Source organism: Cryobacterium sp. PH29-G1 (genome assembly GCF_030063365.1).
Classification (GTDB): domain Bacteria; phylum Actinomycetota; class Actinomycetes; order Actinomycetales; family Microbacteriaceae; genus Cryobacterium.
The window spans coordinates 1-23,554 of the sequence record NZ_JASISY010000008.1 but is presented as its reverse complement, the minus strand read 5'-3'; the positions used below and the strand labels follow the sequence as shown (position 1 = coordinate 23,554).

Sequence of the window (23,554 nt, the reverse complement as noted above, 5' to 3'; positions counted from 1 at the left end):
AGTAAAAATGCAGGTCATCGTGAACACCGACAGCAACGTCAACGGCACCGAGCGGGTCGCCGGCGGACTGGAAACCATCGTCGAAGAGTCCCTCGCGCGCTACAGCGAACGCCTGACCCGGGTTGAGGTTCACCTCACCGACGGAAGCGCGGGCCGCAGCAGCGCCGATGACATCAAGTGCACGCTCGAGGCGCGCCCCGCCGGCGGAACGCCGGTTGTCGTCACCGAGAACGCCAACGCCGTTGAGGAAGCCCTGACCGGTGCCCTGCACAAGATGCAGAGCCTGCTCGAGACCCACTTCGGCAAGCTGGATTCCCGCAAGGGCAACCTTCCGATGGGCGAAGCGCTCTAACCAGAACGATCCTGCCCCGCGCCCGGCGCACGAACCGGCGCGGGGTACGGCGAGCGGGCCCAGTTCAGGCCGGCCAGCGAAACGGCGAGCACGGCGGCCAACATCAGAGCCCCGGCCGGAGCCAGCACGACCCACGGAGCACGTTCCGCGTAGCCGACTCCCTCGGCGAGAATCAGGCCCCATTCCGGCGTGGGCTGGTCGGTGCCGAGCCCGAGAAAGCCGAGCGCGGCGAGGGTGAGGGCCACCCCGGGCAGCCGCAGCATGGCATGCCGAAAAACCGGCCCGACGACGGCCGGAACTATATAGCGCAGCATCACCCGGGCCCGTCCCACGCCGAGAACCGGCAGAATGCCGATGTGCGGCTGGGCTTTCGCCTCCAGCACGAGCGCACCGGTATGGGCGGCCAGTGGCGCCCAGCTGACCACGGCCACCGCGATGGCTGCTCCCGTGATCGAGGGGCCCCACAGCGCGGTGACCACTATGCCGGCCAGGATCGGCGGCGCGGCATTCGTGACCTCGAGCGGGCCGATCGAGGCGTGCGGGAAGAGTCCGATGACGAGCCCGAGCACGACGCACACCAGAACCACGCCGAGCGCAGTCCCGAGCGTGGTGATCGCTCCGTGGCCGATGCGGCCGAGCAAATCGCGGCCGCTGGCATCCGCTCCGAAAGGCAACGTCCATGACGGGTGGGCCAGGCGAGCGTGTTGGGACGTGAACGGGTCCCGCAGTAATCCGGCAGCGATCACGGTTGCGAGTAAAATCGCCGCGGCGATCGGCGTGACACGGTCGCCGGGCCGGGCCGGAACACGCGCATCGGGTACGGTCAGTGCACCGAGGCGCAGCGCCGGGCCCAGAAGTAACCACCGGAGCAGGCCGACCAGCCCGCCGACGACGACCGCCACGGCGAGCAGGGCGAGGATCCCGGCCTGCAGCGCCGGGATATCCTGCGACCGGGCTGCGCCGAGGGTGGCCCGGCCGAGCCCGGGAATGGCGAAGATCTGCTCCACGGCCACGGCGCCGCCGGTGAGACCGATGAGCACGAGACCGACCTGGCTGAGCACCGACGGCAGCGCGCGGCGCAGAATCGCGACGCCGATGCGCCAGCGCGGAAAATCAGCCATGGTCCAGGTGAGCACCCACCGCTCAGCGTAGGTGGAGGTGATCGCGTCGCTGAGCAGACGCCCGATCAGGCCGCCGGCCGGAACGCCGAGGGCCAGCGCGGGCAGCACGGCGTAGTCGATTCCGCTCCACCCGTATGGCGGAAACCAGCGCAGCCAGACCGCGCCGACGATGAGCAGTGCGGCGGCGAGGAGAAATTCGGGCAGCGCGGTCAGTGCTGCCGCGATGGCTCCGGGACCGCGCGGGCGATGACCGCTGAGACCGGCGCGCAGGCGGGGCAGGCAGAGTAGCGCGGCCACGACCGCGGCCACGACGATGGCGAATGCCATGAGGGTGAGCGACACGCCGAGGGCGTTGAGCGTGCCCGGCAGTACCGGCTGGTTGCTGATCCACGACGTGCCGAAGTCGCCGCGGAAGACGCCGCCGACCCAGTGCAGAAACACCACGATCGGTCCGCGGTCGAGCCCGAGCTCGGTGCGCACCGCGGCCAGGTTGTCGGCGGTGGCTTCCAGCTCGGCGTAGCGTGCGCGCAGAATGGTGTATTCCGGGCTGCGGCCCGACAACCAGGGCAACATGCCGATCAGTAGCACGACCGCCGCGATCGCGAGCGCACGTGAGGTTGCTGCGATGGCCCACCCCCGGTTCATCAGTCGGTGACGCGCGTTTCATTGGTGATGAGGGCGCGCTCGCGGGGGTCGCGCGCAACGCCGGTGACGCCGGGACCCTCGCCCTGCAGCACCCGCTCGTGCAGCAGGGGCAGGGCCGCGTCGCTCGCGAGGATGAGGGCTTCGGCGTGCATGATGGCGGTGCGACGATCGCTGCCGGCGGCAAGTGCGCCGGCGGAGTCGAGCGCGGCATCCACCGTCTCATCGCAGAACTGCGCGATGTTGAAAGAACCGGAACAGGCGAAGTCGCTGTACAGGTAGGCGACCGGGTCGCCGGAATCGAGCACGGTCGCGCGGGAGAGGAGGAACGCGTCGAAGGCGCCGGCCAGGGCATCTGCTTCGATGTATTGGTACTCGCGCACATCCTGGTCAACCACGAAGCCGACGGCCTCGAGCTGCTGTTCCAGTTGTACGGCCACTTCGGGGAGTTCGGCGCGGTCGGTGAAGGTGCCGAGCGTGATCCTGACGCCGTCGACGGCCGCAGCCTCGGCGCGACGGGCCATGATTTCGGTATAGAAAGCGGTGGTGCGCTCACCGGCCGCCCAGTCCAGCGCCGGTCCCAGCAGCCCGGCAGCCGCATCGGCGCGACCTTCGTAGACGAGCTCGACCAGGGTCGCATTCTCGAGCGCGACCCGCGCAGCAGCCCGCACGGCCGGGTCGGCGAACGGGCCGGTCTCGGTGTTCAAATACAGCGTATTGGTGCGCGGCATCGGCACCTCGTGCACGAGTTCGGCATCGATCTGGGAGACCTGTCCAACCGGGATCGCCTCGACGATGTCGGCCGTTCCGGTGCGCAGGGCGGCGGCGCGCGCGGTGCCATCGGGCACGAATGACACATCGATGCCGCTCGCGGCCGCTGGTGAGCCCCAGTAGTCGTCAAAACGGTTGAGCGTGGCGCCGGTCGTACCGTCGACGGCGGCGAGCACGAATGGGCCGGTGCCGGTCTGGATCGGATTGACGGTGCCGTCGTCGGAGTATGCGGCGGCCGCCAGAATGGTGAGCTGCGGGCTGGACAGCCGTTGCGGAATGAGGGGGTCTTCGGTGCCGGTGTGCACCTCCACGGTCAACGGCCCGCGAGCGGTGGCCGTGAGGATGACGCCGTCGAGGATGCGCGGTTTCGGGGTGGACTCGGCCGCTGCCGTGAGCGAGACCGCGACCTGCTCAGCAGTGAGGAGCGTGCCGTCGTGAAATGTCACGTCGGGCCGCAGGTCGAACCGCCAGGTGAGGGCATCCGTTTGTTGCCAGCTCGTCGCGAGCGCGGGCTGGGCGTCGCCCTGGGCGTCGAGTGCGACGAGGGTTTCGCCGGTACTCCAACGTGACAGTTTGAACGCGTCGTCGCTCAGCGGCGACAGGCCGGATCGCGGCGGTTGCAGCATGGCGAGGCTGATGCGGTCGGAGGCGCCCGGGCCGGAGGCGTCGGTACCGGAAGCGCCTGAACCGGAGGTGCCCGTGAAACAGCCGGTGAGGGCGAAGCTCACGACGAGGGCGAGGGCGATGGCCACGCTGGTGGCCGGGGACTTGGCACGGGAATTGGTGCTGGAATTGGTGCGGGAACGGGCGGGGGAGCTTTCGGGGGAGCCGGCGAGGGCGGTGCGGTGTTTCGCGGGAGTCATGGGTTCCTTGTCTGGAATGAATGAATGTTTGTGAGCTGGGCCGGCTATGCGGGCAATACGGGCAGGGCCTCGACCAACGCGCGGGTGGCGTGGTGGCCGGGCCTGTGCAGCAGATCAAGGGTGGTTCCGGTCTCGACGATTTGCCCCGAGTGCAGCACGATGCTGCGGTTGCACAGGCGTGCGACCGCGTGGAGGTCGTGCGAGACGAAAACGAGTCCGAGCCGGCGTTCGCGGGCGAGTTCGGCGAGCAGATCCAGCACCCGGTTGCGGCGGGGCGGGTCGAGCCCGCTGACCGGTTCGTCGGCCAGCAGAAACTGGGGTGCCGTCACCAGGGCGCGGGCGATCGCGACCCGTTGGGCCTGTCCGCCCGAAAGCTCCCGCACCCGGTGCGCCCCGAGGCTCGCGGGCAGTCCGACATCGTCGAGAGCCGTACGCACGAGGTTCCGGTGATTGCCTGCCACGTCGAGGCAGACCAGTGGTTCGCGCACCAGCCGATCGACGCTCATGCGGGGGTCGAGGCTCGCCGCCGGATCCTGTGGCACGTACTGCACCCGCCGACGAAAGGATCGTAGGGCGCGCGCACTGCCGGGCTGGATGCGGTCGCCGCCCAGGTGGATCGTGCCGGCGGTTGGGCGTTCCAGAGCGAGCAGAACGCGCAGCAGCGTCGATTTGCCCGAGCCGGAGCGGCCGACGAGCCCCACAGTCTCGCCGGCAGCGACGGTGACGGTGACGCCGGTCAGGGCCGGGTTGGCACTCCTGCGACGCCGGCGAGTGCCAACGGGGTAGCTGTGCGAGATGCCGGTGGCGCGCAGGGAGCCCGGCAGGATGAGGCTGGGCGGCGCGGATCGGGTACGGGGCGGTGGCACGACGGTCAACGGCACCACGCCACGGCGGGGGCGGGCCGCGCGGCGTCGACCAGGGCGCGCGAATACGGATGCTGCGGGTCGCCGATCAGGGCGGCCATGGTGGCCCGCTCGGCGACTTTACCGTTCTCCAGCACGATGGCGCGGTCGCAGATCGACGCGGCCACGGCCAGATCGTGGGTGATGAACAGGATGGCGGCGCGGTCCGCCACAGCGGAGGAATGCAGCGCCTCGAGTACCCGCGCCTGGTTCACTACGTCGAGGGCTGTGGTCGGCTCGTCGGCGATGAGTAACCGGGCCCGGCAAGCCAGAGCCAACGCGATGCAGACGCGTTGCCGTTGTCCGCCGGAGAGCTCGGCGGCGTAGCCGGCCATGGTGCGCTCCGGGTCGTCAATGCCGACCGAGTCCAGCAATTCGGCGACCCGTCGTCGCGCCGCGGTCCGGCCCGGCCCGCACCGGCGGGATATGGGAACGGCGAGCTGCGCTCCAATCGAGACGAGCGGGTTCAGGGCCGCTGCCGAATCCTGGTAGACGGCCGCGACGGTGCCGAACACGCTGATGCTGCCCTCCACGCGAAATTCTGCACCCAGGCAGCCCAGCACAGCCGCCGCCGTGAGTGATTTTCCCGAACCGGAAGCCCCGAGCAGCGCCACCCGCTCGCCCGGCTCGATCGAGAAGCCCAGATTGTGCAGCAGGCGGTGCCGTCCGAGGGAAACGGTGAGATTCTGCACGCTTAACGCTAGGGACATGCAGGCTCTCTGGTTCAGTGTGGCCGGGCGGGTGGTCACCGCCTTCGTCACTAACCATATTGATTCTTATTATCAATAGCAATCCGAGGGTGCGATCCGCTGCCCGCCGGGTCAGAACAAGGTGTCGCCGATATAGCTTCCCTCAGCGCACCCCGGCGGAATGGCGAAGACGGCCGAACCGATCGGTGTGATCCACACGTTCAGCAGGTCGAGCTCGTCGATGCGGCGCTGGATGGGAACGAACTGGGCGTCGACATCCGCTTGAAAAGTCACGAACAGTAGGCCCGAGTTTGAGACACTGCCGGCGGTGGGCGTGTCGTCGTAGTTGTACCCGCGCCGCAGGATGCGCTCGTCCGGGTTCTCGCTGCGGGCTCGCCGCATGTGCGAGAACTCCGCAATGACCGGAAAACCAATGGCCGTCTTCGCGTTGAAATCGGCGGCATCTGTTTCGTGCACGCCGGTGAGCGGAGCGCCATTGCTGAGGGTCCGCCCTACGGATGCCTCGCGGCCGCTGCGGTCGAGCTTGTCCCACTTGTCGAGGTCCATCGCAATGCGTCGCAGTACGAAGCCCGTGCCGCCGTGCAGCCAACTGGGATTGTTGGCGGCGCCCCAGACCAGGCGCTCGAAGTCGGGGGTGCCCGGCACAAAATTAATGGTGCCGTCAACCTGGCCGAACAGGTTGCGCATGGTCGTGCCCGGCTTCACCGACCCGGGTGCCTGCCGAAAACCGGTCTGTACCCAACGCACGGTGGCGAAGGATCGACTGTCTTTGAGAAGCATGCGGGTGGCGTGCGCCACGGTGAGGGCATCGTCGGCGGCGATCTGCAGCAGCAGGTCACCGTCGCCCCAGGCCGGGTCGAGCCGGTCGACGCCGAACGGTGGCAGGGGCCGCAGCCAGGTGGGCGCGGTGCCGCCGGCCGCGGCGACGAGGCCGGGACCGAAACCGAAGGTGACCGTGAGGCGAGCCGGAACAACGGCGAGCTCCGGCTCGGAGTCGGCCAGGGCTGACTCGCCCTGGCTGAGCCGCGCGGCGTCGCTCGTGAGAATCTTCATGAGCCGCCGCAGGGTCGGTGCGTCGGTGCCGGCGTTGAGATCGAGCGCGATGATGGTGGCGTTGCTCTGCGGCACGGTGTCGATTCCGGCCTGGTGCACACCGTAGAACGGAACGGTCCTGGAGCCGTTGAGCGGCTCCGCAATCGCCGGAGGAGAAGATTTGGTAGCCAGGTCAATACCGACCGCGCCGACGGCGCCGATCCCGGCGGCGGCACCTCCCAGAAGAAGGTGCCGCCGGCTGAGTCGACGACCAGCGGATGGCTGCTGATCGCCCGTCATTACTTGTCGGTTTCGGTGGTGCCCTCGTCGTAGCTCTCGTTCGCGCCGGAGTAATCCTTGGCCGGAGCCATGAACTCGAACGTGGAGCCATCGGAGAGGGTGAGGGTGAACGTGGATTCTTCGCCCGCGACGAGTGGCGCGGTCAGCCCCATGAGCATTATGTGGTTGGCGCCCGGAGCGAGCTCGTAGGAGCCGCCGGCGGGAACGATGAAGCCACCCTCCTTCTGCTGCATGACCATGGCGCCCGAGTCGTCTTCCACGGTCTCGTGTAGCTCCATCTTCATTGCGGCCGATGACTCGGCTGAGACGATGTTGATGTCGGTGTCGCCCGAGTTTTCGAGATTACCAAAGACCGCGCTCATGCCTTCGGTCGCGGACTTAACCCACGGATCCGTGATGGTGAGGCTGTCGGCTGCGGCCGCTGCGGCCGTGGCGGCGGGTTCTGCGGTGTCGATGGTTCCGGCGCAACCGCTCAAGGCGAGCAGTGCAGCCACGGCGACGACCAGAATGCGGGGGGTGGTGGTGAGTGTCATGATTTGTCCGTTTCAGTTTTCGGGTGAGAAATGTTTTGTTCGATTTCGCCCGCGAGGGGCGATGTAGCGGATGCCGCGCGGCGTCGACTCAGCGCCAAAACGCCGAGAAAGAGACCCAGACCAACGACCGCGCCGATCAGGGCGATGACCCCGCTTGGCAGCCCGCCCTGGTTGGAGGGCGCGGTCGAGTCCACGGTGGTGGATCCGACGACGGCCGGTTCGGTCGGTGTGGTGACGACCGGAGCCGCGGCATCCGTTGGGTCTGGCGGTATCGCATCGGCATTGCCGACGGTGAAGTCGAACGTGCCAGAGATGGGATGCCCGTCGGCCGAGACCACCCGCCAGCGCACCTGGTAGGCACCATCGGGCAGATCCGGGTCAACGGCCAGGGTGGCTGTTGGCCCGTCGAGGGAGGGAGAATCCTCCGCCCAGTTGGTGCCGGCGGCATCCACAACGAGAGCGACGGCACCGAGCTGCATGATGTCGTCGGTGAAACGTATCGATACCGTTTCGGGAGCAACATCGACGTGCTCCGCATCGGCCGGAGTCGTCGAGAGCACCGAATCGTGTGCACTTGCGGACGGCGCGGCGCCGGTGAGAGCGAATCCGGCCGCGAGTGCAAGGGCCCCCAGAACGGTCAGAAACCGTTTTCGGGCAGGGAGAAGGAGCATGCGTTACCTCCAAAGGGTCGCGAAAAGGCGGATATGGCGTCGCGCGGACGCGCTCGGGTGTGTCGCGGCACGTGTTAGGGTTCGCGGCACTGGATTTTGCGAGTGCCGCCGAGTCAAACGAGTGCTGCGAGCGCTGCGAGCGGGCGCTCGGGCTCAAGCGGAAGAGGCCGCTAACCGGAGTGGGTTAGAAGGCGGCCAGGACCGGCGGCGGACCGCGGTGCCGCATCGGCGACAGCAGAACGGCCAGGTCTGTTCGCACGACCTCGCGCCGCAGCGCCGCGCGTACGCGGGCGGTGCGACCCGGCGTCGGCACGACCAGGCCGAGGGCGATGAACACGGTGACCAGCGCGGTGCGCGCCGTTTCGACCAGCGCCCAGAACGCGCGCTCGCCGCGCCGTAACGCCACAATCGTCAGTACGGCGGCGACCGTGTGGGCAATCCACATCGCGCCACCGGAGTGCATGGCCGGCGCAGCGGATGCCGCCCCCACCAGAACCGTCGTCGAACCGTGATGACCGGCCACGGTCATCGTGCCGGCGGTGCCGCCGAGCGCAAAGAGAAGGTGAAACAGCAGCTGACTGAAGGCGACCGACACGGACAGCTTCATCAGGGACAGTTTTTTACCGGCCAGGACCACGCTCACCATCCCGGCGAAAGCGAGGGCGAGGGCGAGGGCGAGGGGGGCGGGAGCGCTGCCGCCGCCGGCAATATGGGAGAGCGCCGCGACGAGAACGGCGACGACAGCGGTCAGCCAGCCGCGAGCGAACCGCGCCCATCTTGTTGCCATGTCAGCCACCCGACGAAAGTTTGCGAACCGAAAATGCGGTTGTGGCTTCATGATAGTGGTTCGCGCGGCCCACAAAAACTACGAACAATCCGCCAGAAGGTGGTTTCTTTGTCGGCCCGGCCCGGCAAATGGTAACGTCGCCTAGGTCTAGCAACTGGTTTGACGGTCGACGCCCCTCCTGCAAGGAACCTCCAATGCCCCCACAATTGAATCTTTCGAAGAATCTTCCACGCACGTTGACGGGGCTGTCAAGCGAGATATTGCAGGATCTGCAACAGCTCGCGCGCACGCCCTCCCTGCTCGTGGCCTGCAATTACGGCGGCACGCTCTCCTATCACGTCGCCTCCGACGTTCCCTCGGTACTTCTGGAGGAATCAGCGACGGCTCTGCGTGCCCTCGCCACCCTGCCCAACACGCACACGGCTGTTATGTCGGGCCGCCCCGTGCGTGACCTCGCCGCAGATTCCCGGCTGCCCCGGGAGGTGCACCTGGTCGGGTCGAACGGGGGCGAGTTCGACTCGCAGTTCGTCGACGCCCCGGAGGGGGCCGATCAGCGTCAGGATTCCGGGGTGGCCCTCGATCGTCTGCGCATGCGTCTCGGTGTGAGCGCCACCTTCTTTGCCGGCGACGCCGAGAGCGACGAAATGGCCATGAACACCCTGCACGGCCCCGACCTCGGCATTCGCATCGGCGACGGCGCATCCGTTGCCTCGCACCGCATCAGCGGCCCGGAAATGCTTGCCCAGATGCTGGCGCTGCTGTTCGAGCTGCGCAAGGACTGGCTGTTCGGCCAGCACGTCGTGGCCATCGAACGTCACTCCATGCTCGGTGACGGCACGTCGACGGCCCTCGTGACACCGGAGGCGCGCATCTGCTGGATGACGCATCCGCTGCCCGACTCAGGCTCGTTGTTCGCCAGCATTCTCGGCAGTGAAGAGGCCGGGCATTTCTCGATCGAGCCGGTCAAAGAGAGCCGGGTGCTGGGTCAGCGCTACGTCGACAACACGATGATCGTTGAAACCCGGTGGGCCGACGTCACAGTAACCGACTACATCGAGCCGTCGCCGCTGGGCATCACGAACCTGGTGCGCAAGCTCACCGGAACCGGCCGTGCACGCATCGTCTTTGCCCCGCGGCCCGATTATGCCGGCGCCTATTTCAACATGCATGCGGCCGACGGCATGGTGACCATTACGGGCACCCCCGATCCGATCGTGCTCTCCGCCGCGGGTGTCGAATTCACCGTCACGAGCGACGGTCGCAACGAAACGGCCACCGCCGTTGTCGATCTCTCGCGGGGCGCGATCATGCTCAATCTGCGCTGCGGCGACACCGAACCCTACTTCCCGGATGATGCGGGTGAAGCGGCCAGGCGCGGTGCGGTCATGAACGACTCGCGTGCCTGGGTGAATTCGCTGACGTTGCCGAGCGTGAAACCCTCGCTCGTCGGGCGGTCGGCCCTCGTGCTGCGCGCCCTCTGCTACGAACCGACCGGAGCGGTGCTTGCGGCTTCCACCACGTCGCTGCCGGAAGGAATCGGTGGCACCCGCAACTGGGACTACCGCTATTGCTGGCTGCGCGACGGCTCGATGACCGTCAAAGCACTCGTCGACCTGGGATCGACCGACGAAGCCGATGGGTTTCTGCAGTGGCTGGACGGGGTCGTCACGGACAGTCCCGGCGCGCAGTGGCTGCATCCGCTCTATTCGGTCACCGGCTCGTCGCTGTCGACCGAGGCGAGCCTCGAGTCGCTGCCTGGCTATGCCGGGTCACGCCCGGTGCGCATCGGAAACGCGGCTGACAATCAGGTGCAGATCGATGTTTTCGGCCCGGTTGCCGAACTGATCGACACCCTCAGTGCGCGGCAGGGAACACTCTCCGACTTTCAGTGGCATCTGCTGACCGAAATGGTCGAAGCCGTCACGAGTCGTTGGGACGAACCTGACCACGGCATCTGGGAGGCCCGGCGCTCGCCGCGGCACCACACCTATACCAAGACCATGTGCTGGGTGACCGTGGACCGGGCCATTCGCACCGCAGTGCGGCACGGGCGCGAGATCGGCGCGGGCTGGGAGCAACTGGCCACCACTATTCGCGATGAGGTGTTGCGCGAAGGCTGGAGTGAGGAAGCCCAGTCATACACCGTGGCCTACGACAGCCCCGACCTGGATGCCGCCGTGCTGCACATCGGCTTGTCCGGTCTGCTCGACGTGACCGACGAGCGGTTTCAGCTCACCGTGAGCGCGGTGGAGCGCGAACTGCGCATGGGCCCGACGGTGTTCCGCTACCGCTATGACGACGGCCTGCCCGGCCTCGAGGGCGGATTCCACATTTGCACCACCTGGCTGATCGAGGCCTACGTGCTCACTGGGCGCCTGGACGAGGCCGAGGTGCTGTTCAACCAGCTGATCGCCCTGGCCGGCCCGACCGGGCTGCTCTCGGAAGAATTCGATCCGGCCACCGAAACCCACCTGGGCAACCACCCGCAGGCCTACTCGCACCTCGGGTTCATCCGCTGTGCGCAGTTGCTCGACGAGCATCGCGGGCGCTGAGGTCTCGCCGGCTGACTCGCGAAATGACGACCTTCCCGCGAGTCAGCCGTGAAACGGAACAGCGTCTCGGACACGTGTCCGAAAAGTGGTACTATGAATAAATGACTCCGTTGACTTCCTCCCGCCCGCAGGCGGGAGAGGTGAAGTCAGCGGAACAGCCAGAGGTTTCGCTCGAGCCCAAGCTCACGCACGACCCCCGGGCCGAACGCACCAGGCAGCTCATCTTCACGGCGATCCGCACCCTCATTGCCCAGCCGGCGGCATCCGTTTCAGTCGCCGACATCGTACGGCTGGCCGGCATCAGCCGCAGCTCCTTCTACGCGCACTTCGCCAGCCTGGATGTGCTCGCCGCAGAATTGCTGCAGGCCCAGTTCGCGGATATCGGCTCGGCCGGCCTCGATCTGCCGCGGCCCCGCACCGGCGAGAACGCCTCGCGGCTCGGCTATGCCCGGCTCGTCGCCCACATGGTGGAGAACTTTCCCCTGTATGCGAGCGTGCTGGAGCTGCCGCTGACCCGCAGCGCGCACGACCAGATCATCGAGGCCTACGCGACCCGCATGCTCCGATCGGTGCTCGTCTTCGACGACGCTGTGAATGCCGAACTCGTCACGACCTATGTCGCCGGCGGCGCACTCACCCTGATTGGTGCCTGGATGCGTGGCCACCTCGACGTCTCCGACGACGAACTCGTAGACCAGCTCGTGGCGCTGCTGCCCGGTTGGCTGCTCGATACCCCTGCTTCAAGCGCAACGCCTGCCCGCGTTGCCTCACCCACACAAAACTGAAGGCGCATTCTATGAAGATTGAAATCGGCGAAACCCTGGTCTACCCGCACCACGGAGCGGTCACCATCACGGCCCTTGCGACCCGCACCATCAAGGGCGTCGAGAAGCAGTTCATGACCCTCAACGTGCACACCAGCGCGCTGACCATTCAGCTGCCGGTCGACAACGTTGAACTCGTCGGCGTGCGCGACGTCATCGACGCCGCCGGTGTCAGCGCCGTGTATGAAATCCTGCAGAACGCCTTCACCGAGGAGCCGGGCAACTGGTCACGTCGCTACAAGGCCAACCAGGAGAAGATGGCCAGCGGCAGCGTCTACCGGGTCAGCGAGGTCGTGCGCGACCTGTGGCGTCGCGACCAGGACAAGGGCGTTTCCGCCGGCGAAAAGCGGATGCTCGAAAAGGCACGCCAGATCCTCGTCTCCGAACTCGCTCTGGCCCAGGGCCTGACCGACCAGGAAGCCGGCGACCTGCTGCTGATCGAAATTCAGAACTACGTCGTCAGCGACGAGCCGGTCGAAGCGACCGTATAGTCTCACCTGCCGCTTTTCGTCGCACACAGAAAACCCCGTTCGCTGCGCGAACGGGGTTTTCGTGCGTCGGGATCAGGCCAGCGCGGCGCAGATTAGCAGTGCGGGCCACGACGTGACGAGCACAATGGCCAGGTAGACCAGGTTGCGGCGGGTGAGTTTCACGCTGTCGATGCCGTAACGGGCGCTGAGCAGCATGGTCAGACCGGTGACCGGACCGACCGCCGACGAGACGCCCCAGCCGATGCATGCGGCCAGTACAAACAGGGTCGGGTCGGGCGACAGGGTGTGCACGAGCGAAGCGACGATCGCGACCGACACGACCGGATGCACCCCGACGAGCGCCAGCAAAATCATGGTGAGCATCATGGCCCAGGCGACGGGAACGGTGAATTCAGAAAATGGCAGCTGCAGGTCGAACAGCGGGAACAGCATCCGCAGACCGACCGCGAGTATCCCGGCCGAGGCAAACAGGGTGACCTCGCCGCGCAACTGCGGCAGATCGTGGCGGGCGTGCCGGGCGAGTGCCCCGAGCGCCCCGCGACCGTTGGCAATCAGCAGACCGATCAGGGTGACGCCGAGACCGGCCAGCAGCACGATGCGCGGCACGGGAACGCTGGGAACAAGCTGGTGCGCAACAATAACCAGGGCAACGAGGGCGAGAGGAACGCGAATGAGCGCCCAGCTCAGCGTGTAGCCGGTATAGGCGGGCAGTTCGCGGCCCCACAGGTGAAAGATGTCCCAGACGCTCAGGCCGATAGCGACGAGCGCGAGGCCCAACCCCACGAGGAGAAGAACGAGAGAATTCGCGCCGGGCACGAGCGTGGTGGCCGCCGCGGCGGCCGCCCAGAATGGCGACCAGAACGCCGCTGCCGAGAAGGATCGGGATACCAGCGCGGCGTCAGCGAGGCGCAGGGCGGAGCGGCCACGCAGGTGATCGCCGACGATGCCGACCGCGCCGATATTGATGATGGCACCGAGAGCGTGCGTGGCCAGGGCCGTGCGCACAACGGCGAGCCGGCCGTGCAGGCGGGTGCGGGTCGTGGGCGAGGTCGGGGTGACCAGGCGCAGAAACGAGACGGCGGTGAGCATGCCGATGAGGTCCTGGTTGACCGAGAACAGGTCGCGAACGTCGATCTGACCGCCCAGCTGAAGGCTCAGCACAACGGATGCGACCCCGACCGCACTCAGCACCAGCGCAATGCTGCGCTGAGTTCGATTTACCAAAACCAGCCCCACCACGGCTGCGGCGAAGGTGAGCCCGCCGGCTACGAGTGTCGCGTCGGGTGCGGCGACCGACAGCCCAACGGCCAGGATTAGGGCGCTCAGCAGCAACGCGTAGATCGTTCTCACACGTGACCCCCTCCGTTGGTTCTGCAGTGTCCCCGGACACGTCCTCCTATTCAAGCAGCACCGTCACCTGGACCTGGGCGCGCCGGTACACCGTTCCCGGATGGTCGAACGATTTCAGCGGCCGCTCGAATGCGAGTGGAGCGCCATTCTTTTCGCGCCGGCACTTCCATGTTTCGCGTTGCTCAGCTACAGTTGCCATGTTGGTATCTTGGTATACCAAGACAACGGTGTCGGCCCAATGAAAGGTTTATGAGCATGTCAGGTAAATCAGTACAGCAGGATGCAACCGAAAGTTCGGCGGGAGAACAGTTTGCGCCGCTGAGTGCGGCCGCGACTCATGCCCTGGGTTTGGTGAGCACAGCGACGATCACGACGCAGCTCTTGTCACGGGGCCTGCGCAATACCTTCCTCGAGGGGTTGACGTTCTCCAATCCGTCTAGGCAGCGCCTTCTGGGAGAGGCCTTCACTATGCGGTGCATTCCCTCCCGGGAAGACGTGGATGTGCCGTCGATCTTTCAGGACTACGACCACCCGCAGCGCCTCGGCGTCGAATCGGTCGGCGCCGGACAGGTACTCGTGATCGATGCCAGGGGCAAGAAGAGAGCCGCCTCGATCGGACACATTCTGGCCACCCGATTGAAGCTTCGCGGGGCCGGCGGCATCGTCAGCGACGGCTCTTTTCGCGACATGGTCGGCTTCGAAGAATTGGACATGCCCACATTTTCGGCCGGTGCCTCTCCGACGACCAACCTCGCCCAGCACCACGTCGTGGACTTCCAGATCCCCATCGCGTGCGCCGAGGTCGCCATCTACCCCGGCGACATCATGGTCGGCGACCGCGATGGAGTGGTTTGCATACCGCGTCACTTCGTCGAATCCGTGGCTCGAGACGCCCTGGAGCAGGAACGACTCGAAGAGTACATCCTGACCAAGGTCGAGGAAGGCAGCCCCCTCCGCGGCACGTACCCGCCCAACGATGAGCTCATGAAGGGCTATCGAGAAGTCATGGCGGGGTAACCGTGCCCGGGCTACAGGCCGGCCTCGCGCTCCGCGACCCGGTCGATCGACGAGGTGATGTGTTCCTTCATGAGGCGGGCTGCCGTCGCAGCGTCGCCTCCGCGGGCCGCGTCGTAAATGGCCTCGTGCTCGCTGGCCTCAATGTCTCGTCTCGGCCAGTTCTCCCACAGCACGCCCGCGACGGCCAGTGCGGTCAGGTCCTGCAAACGGTCCAGGGAGTTGACGACGAATTCGTTCTCACTGTTGGCATACATCCCGCGGTGGAATCGTCGGTTCGCCAGCGCTGCGGAGGCATTGTCGTTAGCCTTGGCAAAGGCACGGGCATCGGCCAGAGCTTGCCCCGCCACCGTGAACGATCCATCGGTGCGCGCGGCATCGAGGATGGCCCACGGCTCCAGCAGCACTCGCTCCTCGTAGACATGACGGATGTCGGTGAAGCTCAGTTGGCGCACCGAAATTCTTCGAGCCTCCACGGTCAGCAATCCCGAACGCTCCAGCACGATCAACGCCTCACGCACCGGCGTCTTGGAGACCCCCAGCTGCTCGGCGACCTTGCGCTCAACCAGAACCTGACCGGGTTTCAGCCCGCCGGCCAGGATCGCGGATTTCAGCGCGTCGACAACGAGGTCCGTGCGGGTGGGAGCGTCAACCTGCGGGGGCAGGGACGAAGGAAATGTGGCATCGAACGTCTGGGGCATGGTGGTCAGCCTAAACGACCACACGGCTAGCCCCCGAACAACCTACCGAGCCGACGGCCTGGCCGGCCGGCTGCACAATCTAGGATTTTACCCAATGAACCGAAGGAACCCAATGATGTCTTCCGCTCCAAAAATATCCGGCAGGGCACGTATGACGATCGCCCTGGCCACCGGCTCCGTCCTGGCGTTGACCGGCTGCAGCGTGGCGAACACGGGAACGTCGAGCGGTGCCGACGCCGACACCGTTCGCATCGTTTTGCCCATCGAACCGACCACACTCGAACCGTGCGACGCGACGCTGTCGTCCACGGGCGTGGTCGTGCGATCCAATACCACCGAGCCGCTCATCGAACGCGATCCGACGTCCGGTGACCTCGAGCCGCTTCTGGCCACCGAGTGGGAGGCAACGGGCGATACCGAGTGGACCTTCACCTTGCGCGATGACGTGACCTTCTCCGACGGCACCCCGTTCAACGCCGAAGCGGCCGCCTTTGCGATCGATCGCGCGGTCAACTCGGATCTCGGCTGCGACGTTGAAGGCCAAATGTTCGGTGACGCCGATGTCGCCCTCGAGGTCGTTGATGACACCACCCTGAAAATCACCACGGAGGCGCCCGACCCGGTGTTACCGCTGCGCATCTCGTTCATCGAGATCGGTGCGCCGACCGATGCGAGCGCCAAGGTTCGTGAACCGATCGGCACCGGCCCCTACTCGGTCGGACAGTGGGATGCGGGTAGCAAACTCACCCTGAACGCCAACGAGACCTACTGGGGCGACGCGCCGGCCTTCGCAACCGCTGAGTACCAGTGGCGCTCCGAGGGCACGGTCCGGGCTGCCATGGTCACACGTGGCGAGGCCGACCTCGCGCTGAGCTTGAGCGCTGATGACGGAGCGGGCGATCTGGGTCTGAACTACCCCAACAACGAAACGGTAGCCCTGCGGTTCAGCGGTGATATTGCGCCGCTCAACGACATTCGGGTGCGCCAGGCCATCAACTACGCGATTGATCGCACGGGCATCACCGATTCGCTGTATGCCGGCGCGAGCGTTCCGGCCGACCAGCTGGTGCCGCCCGGGGTTGTGGGCTACAACGACAGCCTCAAGCCGTGGGAATTCGATCTGGCCAAGGCCAAGGACCTCGTCGATGCGGCCAAGGCCGATGGAGTTCCCGTCGACGAGAAGATCACGATCGTGGCACGCGCCGACCAGTTCCCCAAGATCGCCCAGATGACCGAGGTGCTCCAGGAACAGCTGGGTCAGGCCGGTCTCAACATCGAGGTGAAGATCGCCGAAACTTCCGTCGGGCTGCAGTATCAGGTTCGTCCGTTTGTTCTGGATGAGGGTGCCATTGCGATGATCGTGCAGCACGGCAATCAGGCCGGAGACGCATCCTTCAGCACCGACTCGTACATGACCAGCCAGGCGCAGATGAGCATGTTCGGTTCGCCCGAATTTGATGCCCTTCTGGCCGATGCGGCCACGAAGACGGGGGACGATCGCCAGGTCGCCTTCGCTGACGCGCTCGCCTATGAGCGCGACAACCTGGTGCAGTTCGCCTATATCGCCCGTATGAGCGGTGTGATCGGCAAGTCTGCCGCCGTGAACTACGAACCGAACTCCCTGTCGGGCGATGAATTGCGCCTTGCGGAGATCACACCCGCGAGCTGACGACGTCGTCAACTCGGTAGCTGAAGGTAGAAGAGACTCATGCTGACATTTCTTAGACGCAGAATCGTCTCGAGCGCGTTGCCGTTGCTCGTGGTGGTGCTGGGCGTTTTTGCCCTGGCGCGCCTGACTGGTAATCCGGCAAGCTTGTATTTGCCGTTGAATGCGACCGCTGAGATGCGGGCGAATTTCACGGCGAAGTACGGGTTTGATGATCCGCTCCTGGTGCAGATGGCCCACTATTTTGGTGGGGTGTTGCGGCTGGATTTCGGGGAGTCTCTTCGAACGGGGGAGCCGGCGGCCGCTATGGCGCTGCGGGCTTTCCCGGCCACGTTGCAGTTGGCTGGCACCACGATGTTGCTCGCTGTTGTGCTGGCGGTGATCGTGGGATGTTGGGCGGCGCTCAAGCCCAACGGTGTCGCCGACCGGATTTCAAGTTTCGTGTCGATGGCGGCGGCGAGTGTGCCGGATTTCTGGTTGGCCATTATGGGCATCTTGGTCTTCGCCATCACGCTGGGTTGGGTGCCGACGTCGGGGGTGGGCGGGGCGACATCCTGGATCCTGCCGATTGCGACGTTGTTATTGCGGCCGTTTGGGGTGTTGGTGCAGATTGTGCGCGGCGCGATGGTGTCGTCATTGTCGGAGCCGTACATCAAGCTGGCTCGGAGCAAGGGGGCGAGCGAGTTTCGGGTGGTGACGCGGCACGCGTTGCGCAATGCGGCAGCGCCGGCGCTGACGGTGGCGGGCGATCTGACGGTGAGCCTGGTGAACGGTGCCGTGGTGGTCGAGTCGATCTTTGGTTGGCCGGGCATCGGCAAGCTGATGATCGATTCGATTTTGCAGCGTGACTTCGCGGTGTTGCAGGCGGCCGTGCTGTTGACGGCGGTGTCAATTTTCATTCTGAACATTTTGATTGACCTCGGCTATGCCGGGTTGGATGCTCGTGTGCGGCCAGCCGGCCGGCGGAAGAAATCATCCCGAGCGGCTTCGGTCGTTGTGGCCGAGCCGAAGGAACGGAAAATTCATGTCCAGACCACCCCGTAACGCGGTGCAGTTGCCGTCCGGCGGTCGTACCGTCGCGCCTCCCGGCACGGAAGCGATCGCTCTGCCGCGTGGTGAGAGCGTCGCCGATAAGAAGACCAGTCTGTTTCAGTTGCTGTTGAAGGACCGTTTTGCCACCGTCGCTGCGGTGGTGCTCGTGCTCGTCGGGTTGACTGCGGTGTTCGGTCCGACGTTGATGGGCGATCTGTCGACGCGGCAGGACCTTGGCGCTACCAACCGGCCGCCGTTCAGCTTCTCCGACGGTTGGGCTTTCATCCTGGGCAGTGATTCGCTGGGTCGCAGCATGCTGGCTCGCCTGGTGGTGGCCACGCAGACGACCCTGTCGGTGGCGTTGCCGGCGGTGGCGATTTCCCTCGTGCTCGGTTCGCTCTGGGGCGTGTGGGCGGGGTATCACCGGGGCTGGCGTGAGACGGTGTCGATGCGTATCGCTGATGTGATCATGAGCTTTCCGTCGCTGCTGTTGGCCGTGGTGATTCTGTATGTGTTCTCGCCGAGCGCGGCGAACATTGTGTTGATCCTCGCCGTCACCCGAATTCCGATTTATTTGCGCACGGCGCGGGCGGAGTCGGCGGAGTTGCAGAGCCGCACGTTTGTGGATGCGGCGCGCACCTTCGGTACCAAGCCCAACGCCATCATCCGGCGCCACGTCATCCCGGTGGTGTTGCCCACCCTGCTGACGCTGGCCACGATCGAGTTTTGTTATGTGATGCTCGCCGAGAGCTCGCTGAGCTTTCTGGGTATCGGAATTCAGCCGCCGGACGTGAGTTGGGGGTTGATGGTCGCGCAGGGGCGGCAGTATTTGCAGACCGCGTGGTGGCTCTCGTTCTTCCCGGGTCTGGCGATCATGGTGACCACCGTTGCGGCGAATGTGCTCGCGGCGTGGTTGCGGATCGCGACTGACCCGGCCCAGCGCTGGCGGCTGACCTTGCCGCGTAAGCGTTTGCTTGTTCGTCTTCCCGTGAAGGAGGTGCTCTGATGAGAACAGCCACTGTTTCCGTTCCGCGTGCGTCGATGATTGACGACGATGTGGTGTTGACCGTCACCGGTCTGAACGTGGATCTGCGCACTCCGAAAGGGGTGCTGCGGGCCGTGAATGACGTCAGTTTCGAGGCATTGTCCGGCCGTACCCTGGCGTTGCTGGGCGAATCGGGCTGTGGCAAGTCGATGACGGCGAAGGCCGTCGCCGGTTTGTTGGACCCGGTCGCCGATGTCACCGGTGGCACTGTCGTGCTCGGCGGCACCGACCTCGCCGCCCTGACGCCGAAGGAACGTCTCGCCTATGCCGGCCCGGAGTTGGGCATCGTCTTTCAGGATGCCCTCACCGCGCTGAACCCGGTCTACACCGTCGGCACCCAGCTCGGGGAGGCGTTTCGCATCCACGAGGGCCTGTCGGCGAAAGCGGCGAAGGTGAAGGCGATCGAGCTGATGCGTCGCGTGGGAATTCCCGAGCCGGAATCGCGGGTGGATTCCTTCCCGCACCAGTTCTCCGGTGGCATGCGCCAACGCATCCTCATCGCCATGGCTGTGGCGTTGAACCCGCGGTTGCTCATCGCTGATGAACCCACCACCGCCCTGGACGTGACGGTGCAGGCGCAAATCATGAAGCTGTTGCGTGACCTGCGCACCGAAAGTCATATGGCCGTCGTGCTAATCACGCACGACCTGGCCCTGGTCGCCGAAGAAGCCGACACCGTTGCGGTGATGTATGCCGGCAACGTCGTCGAGACCGGCCCGGTGAAAGAGGTGTTCGGTACCCCGCACCACCCCTACACCCGGGGCCTGCTCGACTCCGTTCCCGCCGATGTCGGCCGCGGCCAAGACCTCACCTCCATCGCCGGTTCACCGCCGGAACTGCACCGCATTCCCGACGGATGCGTGTACCAATCGCGGTGCCCGCTGGTGCAGGACATCTGCCGCGCCATTCGTCCAACACTCGAACCCGACGGTGCCGGGCGCGCCGTGGCCTGCCACTTCTCCGAGGAGCTCGACAATGTCTGACACCACCGCGACCGTGCCGCACCTGCCCGTCCCACTGCTGGACGTGCGCGACCTGACCAAGAACTTCCACGTCCCCGGCCGCGGCAACAACGTGCTCTGCGCCCTGGACAAAATCAACCTGCATGTCGGCCGTGGGGAGACGCTCGGCCTGGTCGGGGAATCCGGCTGCGGAAAATCCACCCTCGCCCGCACCCTCCTGATGCTGGAACGCCCCGACGAGGGCACCATCCGCTTCGAAGGCACCGACCCGTTCGCACTGACCGGAAAAGAACTACTCGCCTGGCGTCGCCGCGTGCAAATGGTCTTCCAAGACCCCTTTGCCTCGCTCAACGCCCGCATGACCGCCGGGGAAATCATCTCGGAACCGTGGGCCACCCACACCACCCTGTACCCGAGCAAGAAAGAGCGGGCAGCGCGGCTGCGCGAACTCCTGGAAATTGTCGGCCTGCGCCCCAGCGACGCCGGAAAATCGCCGCAGGAATTCTCCGGTGGGCAACGCCAGCGCATCGGCATCGCCCGCGCCCTCGCCCTCAACCCCGACGTCATCGTGCTCGACGAACCCGTCTCCGCCCTGGACCTCTCGGTGCAGGCGCAGGTGCTCAACCTGCTCAACGACCTGCAGCAACGCCTCGGCGTGGCCTACATCTTCATCTCGCACGACCTCTCCGTCGTGCGACACGTCGCCGACCGGGTCGCCGTGATGTATTTGGGCCGCATCATCGAAACCGGCACCACCGAGCAAGTCTTCGACCGTCCCCGACACCCCTACACCGCCGCCCTGATGTCGGCCTCACCACACCTTGACGTGAGCAACAGCACGCCGCGAAAACGCATTGTGCTCGAAGGCGAAATGCCCTCACCGCTGGACCCGCCCTCGGGCTGCCGCTTCCGCACACGCTGCTGGAAGGCCCAGGATATCTGCGCCACCGACGCCCCGCCCGCCGCAGCCTCCACCGACGAACCGCTTCACGTGGCCGAATGCCACTTCCCCCTCATGCCGGAAACCGCCGTGCAACTACTCGCACCCGCCGCGCGCTCGAACGATTCCGACCCACGACTTCACACCATCACCGACTTGGGAGCACCATGCTGACGACCACCGATCCCGCCACCGGGACCACGCAAGAAACCGACATTCGAGTCACGACCGCGGCAGAAACCGCCGCGATTGCCGAGTCCGCCCAGCGGGCCTTCGAGTCGCTGCGCGGAAACAGCCGGGAGTGGCGCGCCGGCCTGCTCGAGGCAATGGCCGACGGCCTGGAGGCTCACCGCGCCGAATTGGTTTCCGTGTCCAATGCGGAGACCGGACTGGGCGAGGGACGCTTGAACGGCGAACTTGGACGCTCACAGTTTCAGTTGCGTCTCTTTGCCGAGGCCCTCCGGGAGGGAAGCTACCTGGAGGCCACCATCGATCACGCCGGCGACACCCCGCTTGGCCACGGCCCGGACTTGCGGCGCATGCTCTTTCCCATCGGACCGGTTGCCGTCTTCGGGTCGAGCAATTTTCCGTTCGCCTTCTCGGTGGCCGGCGGCGACACCGCCTCGGCGTTGGCCGGCGGAAACACCGTGGTGCTCAAAGCGCACAGCTCGCACCTGCTCACGTCGCGGCTGTCATTCGAGGTGCTGCACGCCGCCGCCGCGGCTTTCGGCGCCCCGGAGGGCACGATCGGCATCATCTTCGGCACGGACGCCGGGCGGGTGCTCGTAGCAGACCCGCGCATCGTCGCGGTGGGTTTCACCGGGTCGCTCGGTGCCGGTCAGGCCCTCCTCGAGATCATCAACGCCCGTGACGCACCGATTCCGTTCTTCGGCGAGCTGAGCAGCCTCAACCCGCTCATCATCACGCCCGCCGCCGCCGCCGAGCGCACCGCGGCGATCGCCGAGGGATTGTTCGGGTCGTTCACCCTCGGCTCTGGCCAGTTCTGCACCAAGCCCGGGGTGGCCTTTCTACCCATCGGACCGACTGGCGATGCGATCCTCGACGATCTCAGTGCCCGAACGGCCGCAGCCGGGGGAATGGTGCTGCTCAACAGCCGCATTTCCAGTTCCCTGACGAGCATCCTGGGACGCATCACGGGCGAGGGGGGCGCCCGCGTTGTCGCCGCCGGCAGTGACGGCGGCCCGGGCATCCTCGCTGCGCCGACGCTGCTTGAAATCGACGCCGACGAGTTCACCGCGGCGACCGCGGAAGAGGCGTTCGGGCCGGTCATGGTGGTGGTGCGGTTCGATACCCTCGACCAGATTTTTCGCGCCGTCGACCTCATGCCCGCCTCGCTGACCGCTACCGTGCACCACGGCAGCAACGAGCCCGAACTCGTGCGGCAGATCAGTGACAGGCTTGCACCGACCGTGGGCCGGCTGGTCTTCAACGGCTTTCCCACCGGGGTACGTGTGTCGTGGGCGCAACACCACGGCGGCAATTGGCCGTCGACGAATTCGCAGCACACCTCGGTCGGCGTCAGCGCGATCCGCCGATTCCTTCGCCCGATCGCCTTTCAGGATGCCCCCGACGTGGTGCTCCCCGAGGAACTCCGGGAGAGCTGCACGTCCATCCCTCGTCGAATCGATGGTTCCCTGGTACTGCCCGCTTAGCGCACCGGGAGTGGGATGCGGCAACCCGGCCTCATCCCACGAGCGTGGCAATTCCTCGATCATCCTCTTCGTCGTGCTGCTTCTCTGTGGTGCTGCCCAATTTCCGGGGCTCTCACGCAGTCTGGGTCAGTCGATGAAGGTCTTCAGGAATGAATTCAGGATCGAAACAGCTCAGACCTCCGACGCCGAGTAAAACGCGTCTGGCAGAGTCCAGAGGTCCGTCCGTCATCGGGGTGGTCGCGGGAGCTTCTCCGGGCACGGACCAAGAACATCTCTTTGGGTATTCTTTGGTGGATTTGGGCGGTTTCGTGCTTGTAAGCATGATTTTTCCTCGGGAATGTCGGTGGTCGGGTGTTGGGTTGAATTATGAACAACGTGGCGGTCGACTCCCCGGTGGGGCTCGCGGTAGAGCTCACTCGGGCGGCGGCTGCTGTGGCTGCGCTGGGTGGGTCCAGTGCCGAGTTCGCTGGGCTGTCTGATGCGCAGGTGCTCGCGGCGCGCGGTCCGATTGCTGATCTGTTGCGGTTGAGCAATACGGTGGCGGCGTTGTTGGCGGGCACGATTGCGCAGCGGTCCCGGCCGGAGCTGGGTCAGGCCGGGTTGGCGGCCCGGAACGGGTT

24 protein-coding genes are annotated in these 23,554 nt (G+C 65.9%); 13 read left to right on the top strand and 11 right to left on the bottom strand.

The window, feature by feature from the left end; genetic code table 11:
* Positions 1-7: 7 nt before the first annotated feature.
* Positions 8-352: an HPF/RaiA family ribosome-associated protein gene (locus tag QMK22_RS11330; RefSeq protein ID WP_283497755.1), complete on the top strand. Its 345-nt coding sequence runs from the start codon at positions 8-10 to the stop codon at positions 350-352.
* Here the strand turns inward: QMK22_RS11330 and QMK22_RS11325 are convergent.
* The 8 genes from QMK22_RS11325 to QMK22_RS11290 form a co-directional block, all read right to left on the bottom strand.
* Entirely contained in the window at positions 349-2,118 is a 1,770-nt protein-coding gene (locus QMK22_RS11325; protein ID WP_283497754.1) for an ABC transporter permease subunit, read from the bottom strand. The two genes, QMK22_RS11330 and QMK22_RS11325, sit on opposite strands and share 4 nt — an antisense overlap.
* Positions 2,118-3,749: an ABC transporter substrate-binding protein gene (locus QMK22_RS11320; protein WP_283497753.1), complete on the bottom strand. Its 1,632-nt coding sequence runs from the start codon at positions 3,747-3,749 to the stop codon at positions 2,118-2,120. Before QMK22_RS11320 ends, QMK22_RS11325 begins: the two co-directional genes overlap by 1 nt.
* Before the next feature lie 44 nt (positions 3,750-3,793).
* Positions 3,794-4,615, bottom strand: a complete 822-nt coding sequence (locus QMK22_RS11315; RefSeq protein WP_283497752.1) for an ABC transporter ATP-binding protein — start codon at positions 4,613-4,615, stop codon at positions 3,794-3,796.
* Between the two features lie 5 nt (positions 4,616-4,620).
* Positions 4,621-5,361 (bottom strand): ATP-binding cassette domain-containing protein, encoded by a 741-nt coding sequence (locus tag QMK22_RS11310; protein WP_283497751.1) that lies wholly within the window; start codon positions 5,359-5,361, stop codon positions 4,621-4,623.
* Positions 5,362-5,472: 111 nt separating this feature from the next.
* Entirely contained in the window at positions 5,473-6,693 is a 1,221-nt protein-coding gene (locus QMK22_RS11305; protein ID WP_283497750.1) for a Dyp-type peroxidase, read from the bottom strand.
* Positions 6,693-7,226, bottom strand: coding sequence for a copper chaperone PCu(A)C (locus QMK22_RS11300; RefSeq protein ID WP_283497749.1), 534 nt, complete (start codon positions 7,224-7,226; stop codon positions 6,693-6,695). The genes QMK22_RS11305 and QMK22_RS11300 overlap by 1 nt, the downstream gene beginning before the upstream one ends.
* On the bottom strand, positions 7,223-7,897 hold the full coding sequence (locus tag QMK22_RS11295) for a copper resistance CopC family protein (protein ID WP_283497748.1): 675 nt from the start codon (positions 7,895-7,897) through the stop codon (positions 7,223-7,225). Before QMK22_RS11295 ends, QMK22_RS11300 begins: the two co-directional genes overlap by 4 nt.
* A gap of 184 nt (positions 7,898-8,081) precedes the next feature.
* Complete coding sequence (locus QMK22_RS11290; RefSeq protein WP_283497747.1) at positions 8,082-8,684, bottom strand: hypothetical protein; 603 nt, start codon at positions 8,682-8,684, stop codon at positions 8,082-8,084.
* A gap of 194 nt (positions 8,685-8,878) precedes the next feature.
* Here QMK22_RS11290 and QMK22_RS11285 point away from each other — a divergent pair, with 194 nt between their 5' ends.
* The 3 genes from QMK22_RS11285 (at position 8,879) to QMK22_RS11275 (ending at position 12,551) form a co-directional block, all read left to right on the top strand.
* A complete protein-coding gene (locus QMK22_RS11285; RefSeq protein WP_283497746.1) occupies positions 8,879-11,236 on the top strand; it encodes a trehalase-like domain-containing protein in 2,358 nt (785 codons plus the stop codon).
* A gap of 101 nt (positions 11,237-11,337) precedes the next feature.
* Positions 11,338-12,021: a TetR/AcrR family transcriptional regulator gene (locus tag QMK22_RS11280; RefSeq protein ID WP_283497745.1), complete on the top strand. Its 684-nt coding sequence runs from the start codon at positions 11,338-11,340 to the stop codon at positions 12,019-12,021.
* A gap of 11 nt (positions 12,022-12,032) precedes the next feature.
* Positions 12,033-12,551 carry a CarD family transcriptional regulator gene (locus QMK22_RS11275; RefSeq protein WP_283497744.1) on the top strand — a complete coding sequence of 173 codons (519 nt, stop codon included), beginning with the start codon at positions 12,033-12,035 and terminating at the stop codon, positions 12,549-12,551.
* 72 nt (positions 12,552-12,623) lie between these two features.
* On the opposite strand, the gene QMK22_RS11270 is transcribed toward QMK22_RS11275, so the two are convergent.
* Both QMK22_RS11270 and QMK22_RS11265 read right to left on the bottom strand, forming a co-directional pair.
* Positions 12,624-13,901: a hypothetical protein gene (locus tag QMK22_RS11270; RefSeq protein ID WP_283497743.1), complete on the bottom strand. Its 1,278-nt coding sequence runs from the start codon at positions 13,899-13,901 to the stop codon at positions 12,624-12,626.
* 46 nt (positions 13,902-13,947) lie between these two features.
* Positions 13,948-14,100: a hypothetical protein gene (locus tag QMK22_RS11265; protein WP_283497742.1), complete on the bottom strand. Its 153-nt coding sequence runs from the start codon at positions 14,098-14,100 to the stop codon at positions 13,948-13,950.
* A 56-nt stretch (positions 14,101-14,156) separates the two neighbouring features.
* On the opposite strand from QMK22_RS11265, the gene QMK22_RS11260 reads away from it, so the two are divergent.
* Positions 14,157-14,918 (top strand): ribonuclease activity regulator RraA, encoded by a 762-nt coding sequence (locus tag QMK22_RS11260; protein WP_283497741.1) that lies wholly within the window; start codon positions 14,157-14,159, stop codon positions 14,916-14,918.
* An 11-nt stretch (positions 14,919-14,929) separates the two neighbouring features.
* Here QMK22_RS11260 and QMK22_RS11255 read toward each other — a convergent pair whose 3' ends face one another.
* A complete protein-coding gene (locus tag QMK22_RS11255; RefSeq protein ID WP_283497740.1) occupies positions 14,930-15,616 on the bottom strand; it encodes a GntR family transcriptional regulator in 687 nt (228 codons plus the stop codon).
* Between the two features lie 112 nt (positions 15,617-15,728).
* On the opposite strand from QMK22_RS11255, the gene QMK22_RS11250 reads away from it, so the two are divergent.
* From QMK22_RS11250 to QMK22_RS11215, 8 genes are all read left to right on the top strand, one after another.
* On the top strand, positions 15,729-17,285 hold the full coding sequence (locus QMK22_RS11250; protein WP_283497739.1) for an ABC transporter substrate-binding protein: 1,557 nt from the start codon (positions 15,729-15,731) through the stop codon (positions 17,283-17,285).
* A 39-nt stretch (positions 17,286-17,324) separates the two neighbouring features.
* A complete protein-coding gene (locus tag QMK22_RS11245) occupies positions 17,325-18,326 on the top strand; it encodes an ABC transporter permease (RefSeq protein ID WP_283497738.1) in 1,002 nt (333 codons plus the stop codon).
* Complete coding sequence (locus tag QMK22_RS11240; protein ID WP_283497737.1) at positions 18,307-19,320, top strand: ABC transporter permease; 1,014 nt, start codon at positions 18,307-18,309, stop codon at positions 19,318-19,320. The genes QMK22_RS11245 and QMK22_RS11240 overlap by 20 nt, the downstream gene beginning before the upstream one ends.
* Positions 19,320-20,342 (top strand): ABC transporter ATP-binding protein, encoded by a 1,023-nt coding sequence (locus QMK22_RS11235; RefSeq protein ID WP_283497736.1) that lies wholly within the window; start codon positions 19,320-19,322, stop codon positions 20,340-20,342. The genes QMK22_RS11240 and QMK22_RS11235 overlap by 1 nt, the downstream gene beginning before the upstream one ends.
* Positions 20,335-21,435 (top strand): ABC transporter ATP-binding protein, encoded by a 1,101-nt coding sequence (locus QMK22_RS11230; RefSeq protein WP_283497735.1) that lies wholly within the window; start codon positions 20,335-20,337, stop codon positions 21,433-21,435. The genes QMK22_RS11235 and QMK22_RS11230 overlap by 8 nt, the downstream gene beginning before the upstream one ends.
* A complete protein-coding gene (locus tag QMK22_RS11225; protein WP_283497734.1) occupies positions 21,429-22,934 on the top strand; it encodes an aldehyde dehydrogenase (NADP(+)) in 1,506 nt (501 codons plus the stop codon). The genes QMK22_RS11230 and QMK22_RS11225 overlap by 7 nt, the downstream gene beginning before the upstream one ends.
* Positions 22,843-23,127 (top strand): twin-arginine translocase TatA/TatE family subunit, encoded by a 285-nt coding sequence (locus QMK22_RS11220; RefSeq protein ID WP_349360980.1) that lies wholly within the window; start codon positions 22,843-22,845, stop codon positions 23,125-23,127. The genes QMK22_RS11225 and QMK22_RS11220 overlap by 92 nt, the downstream gene beginning before the upstream one ends.
* A gap of 173 nt (positions 23,128-23,300) precedes the next feature.
* On the top strand, positions 23,301-23,554 hold a 254-nt coding region (locus QMK22_RS11215), incomplete at its 3' end, for a hypothetical protein (protein WP_283497732.1).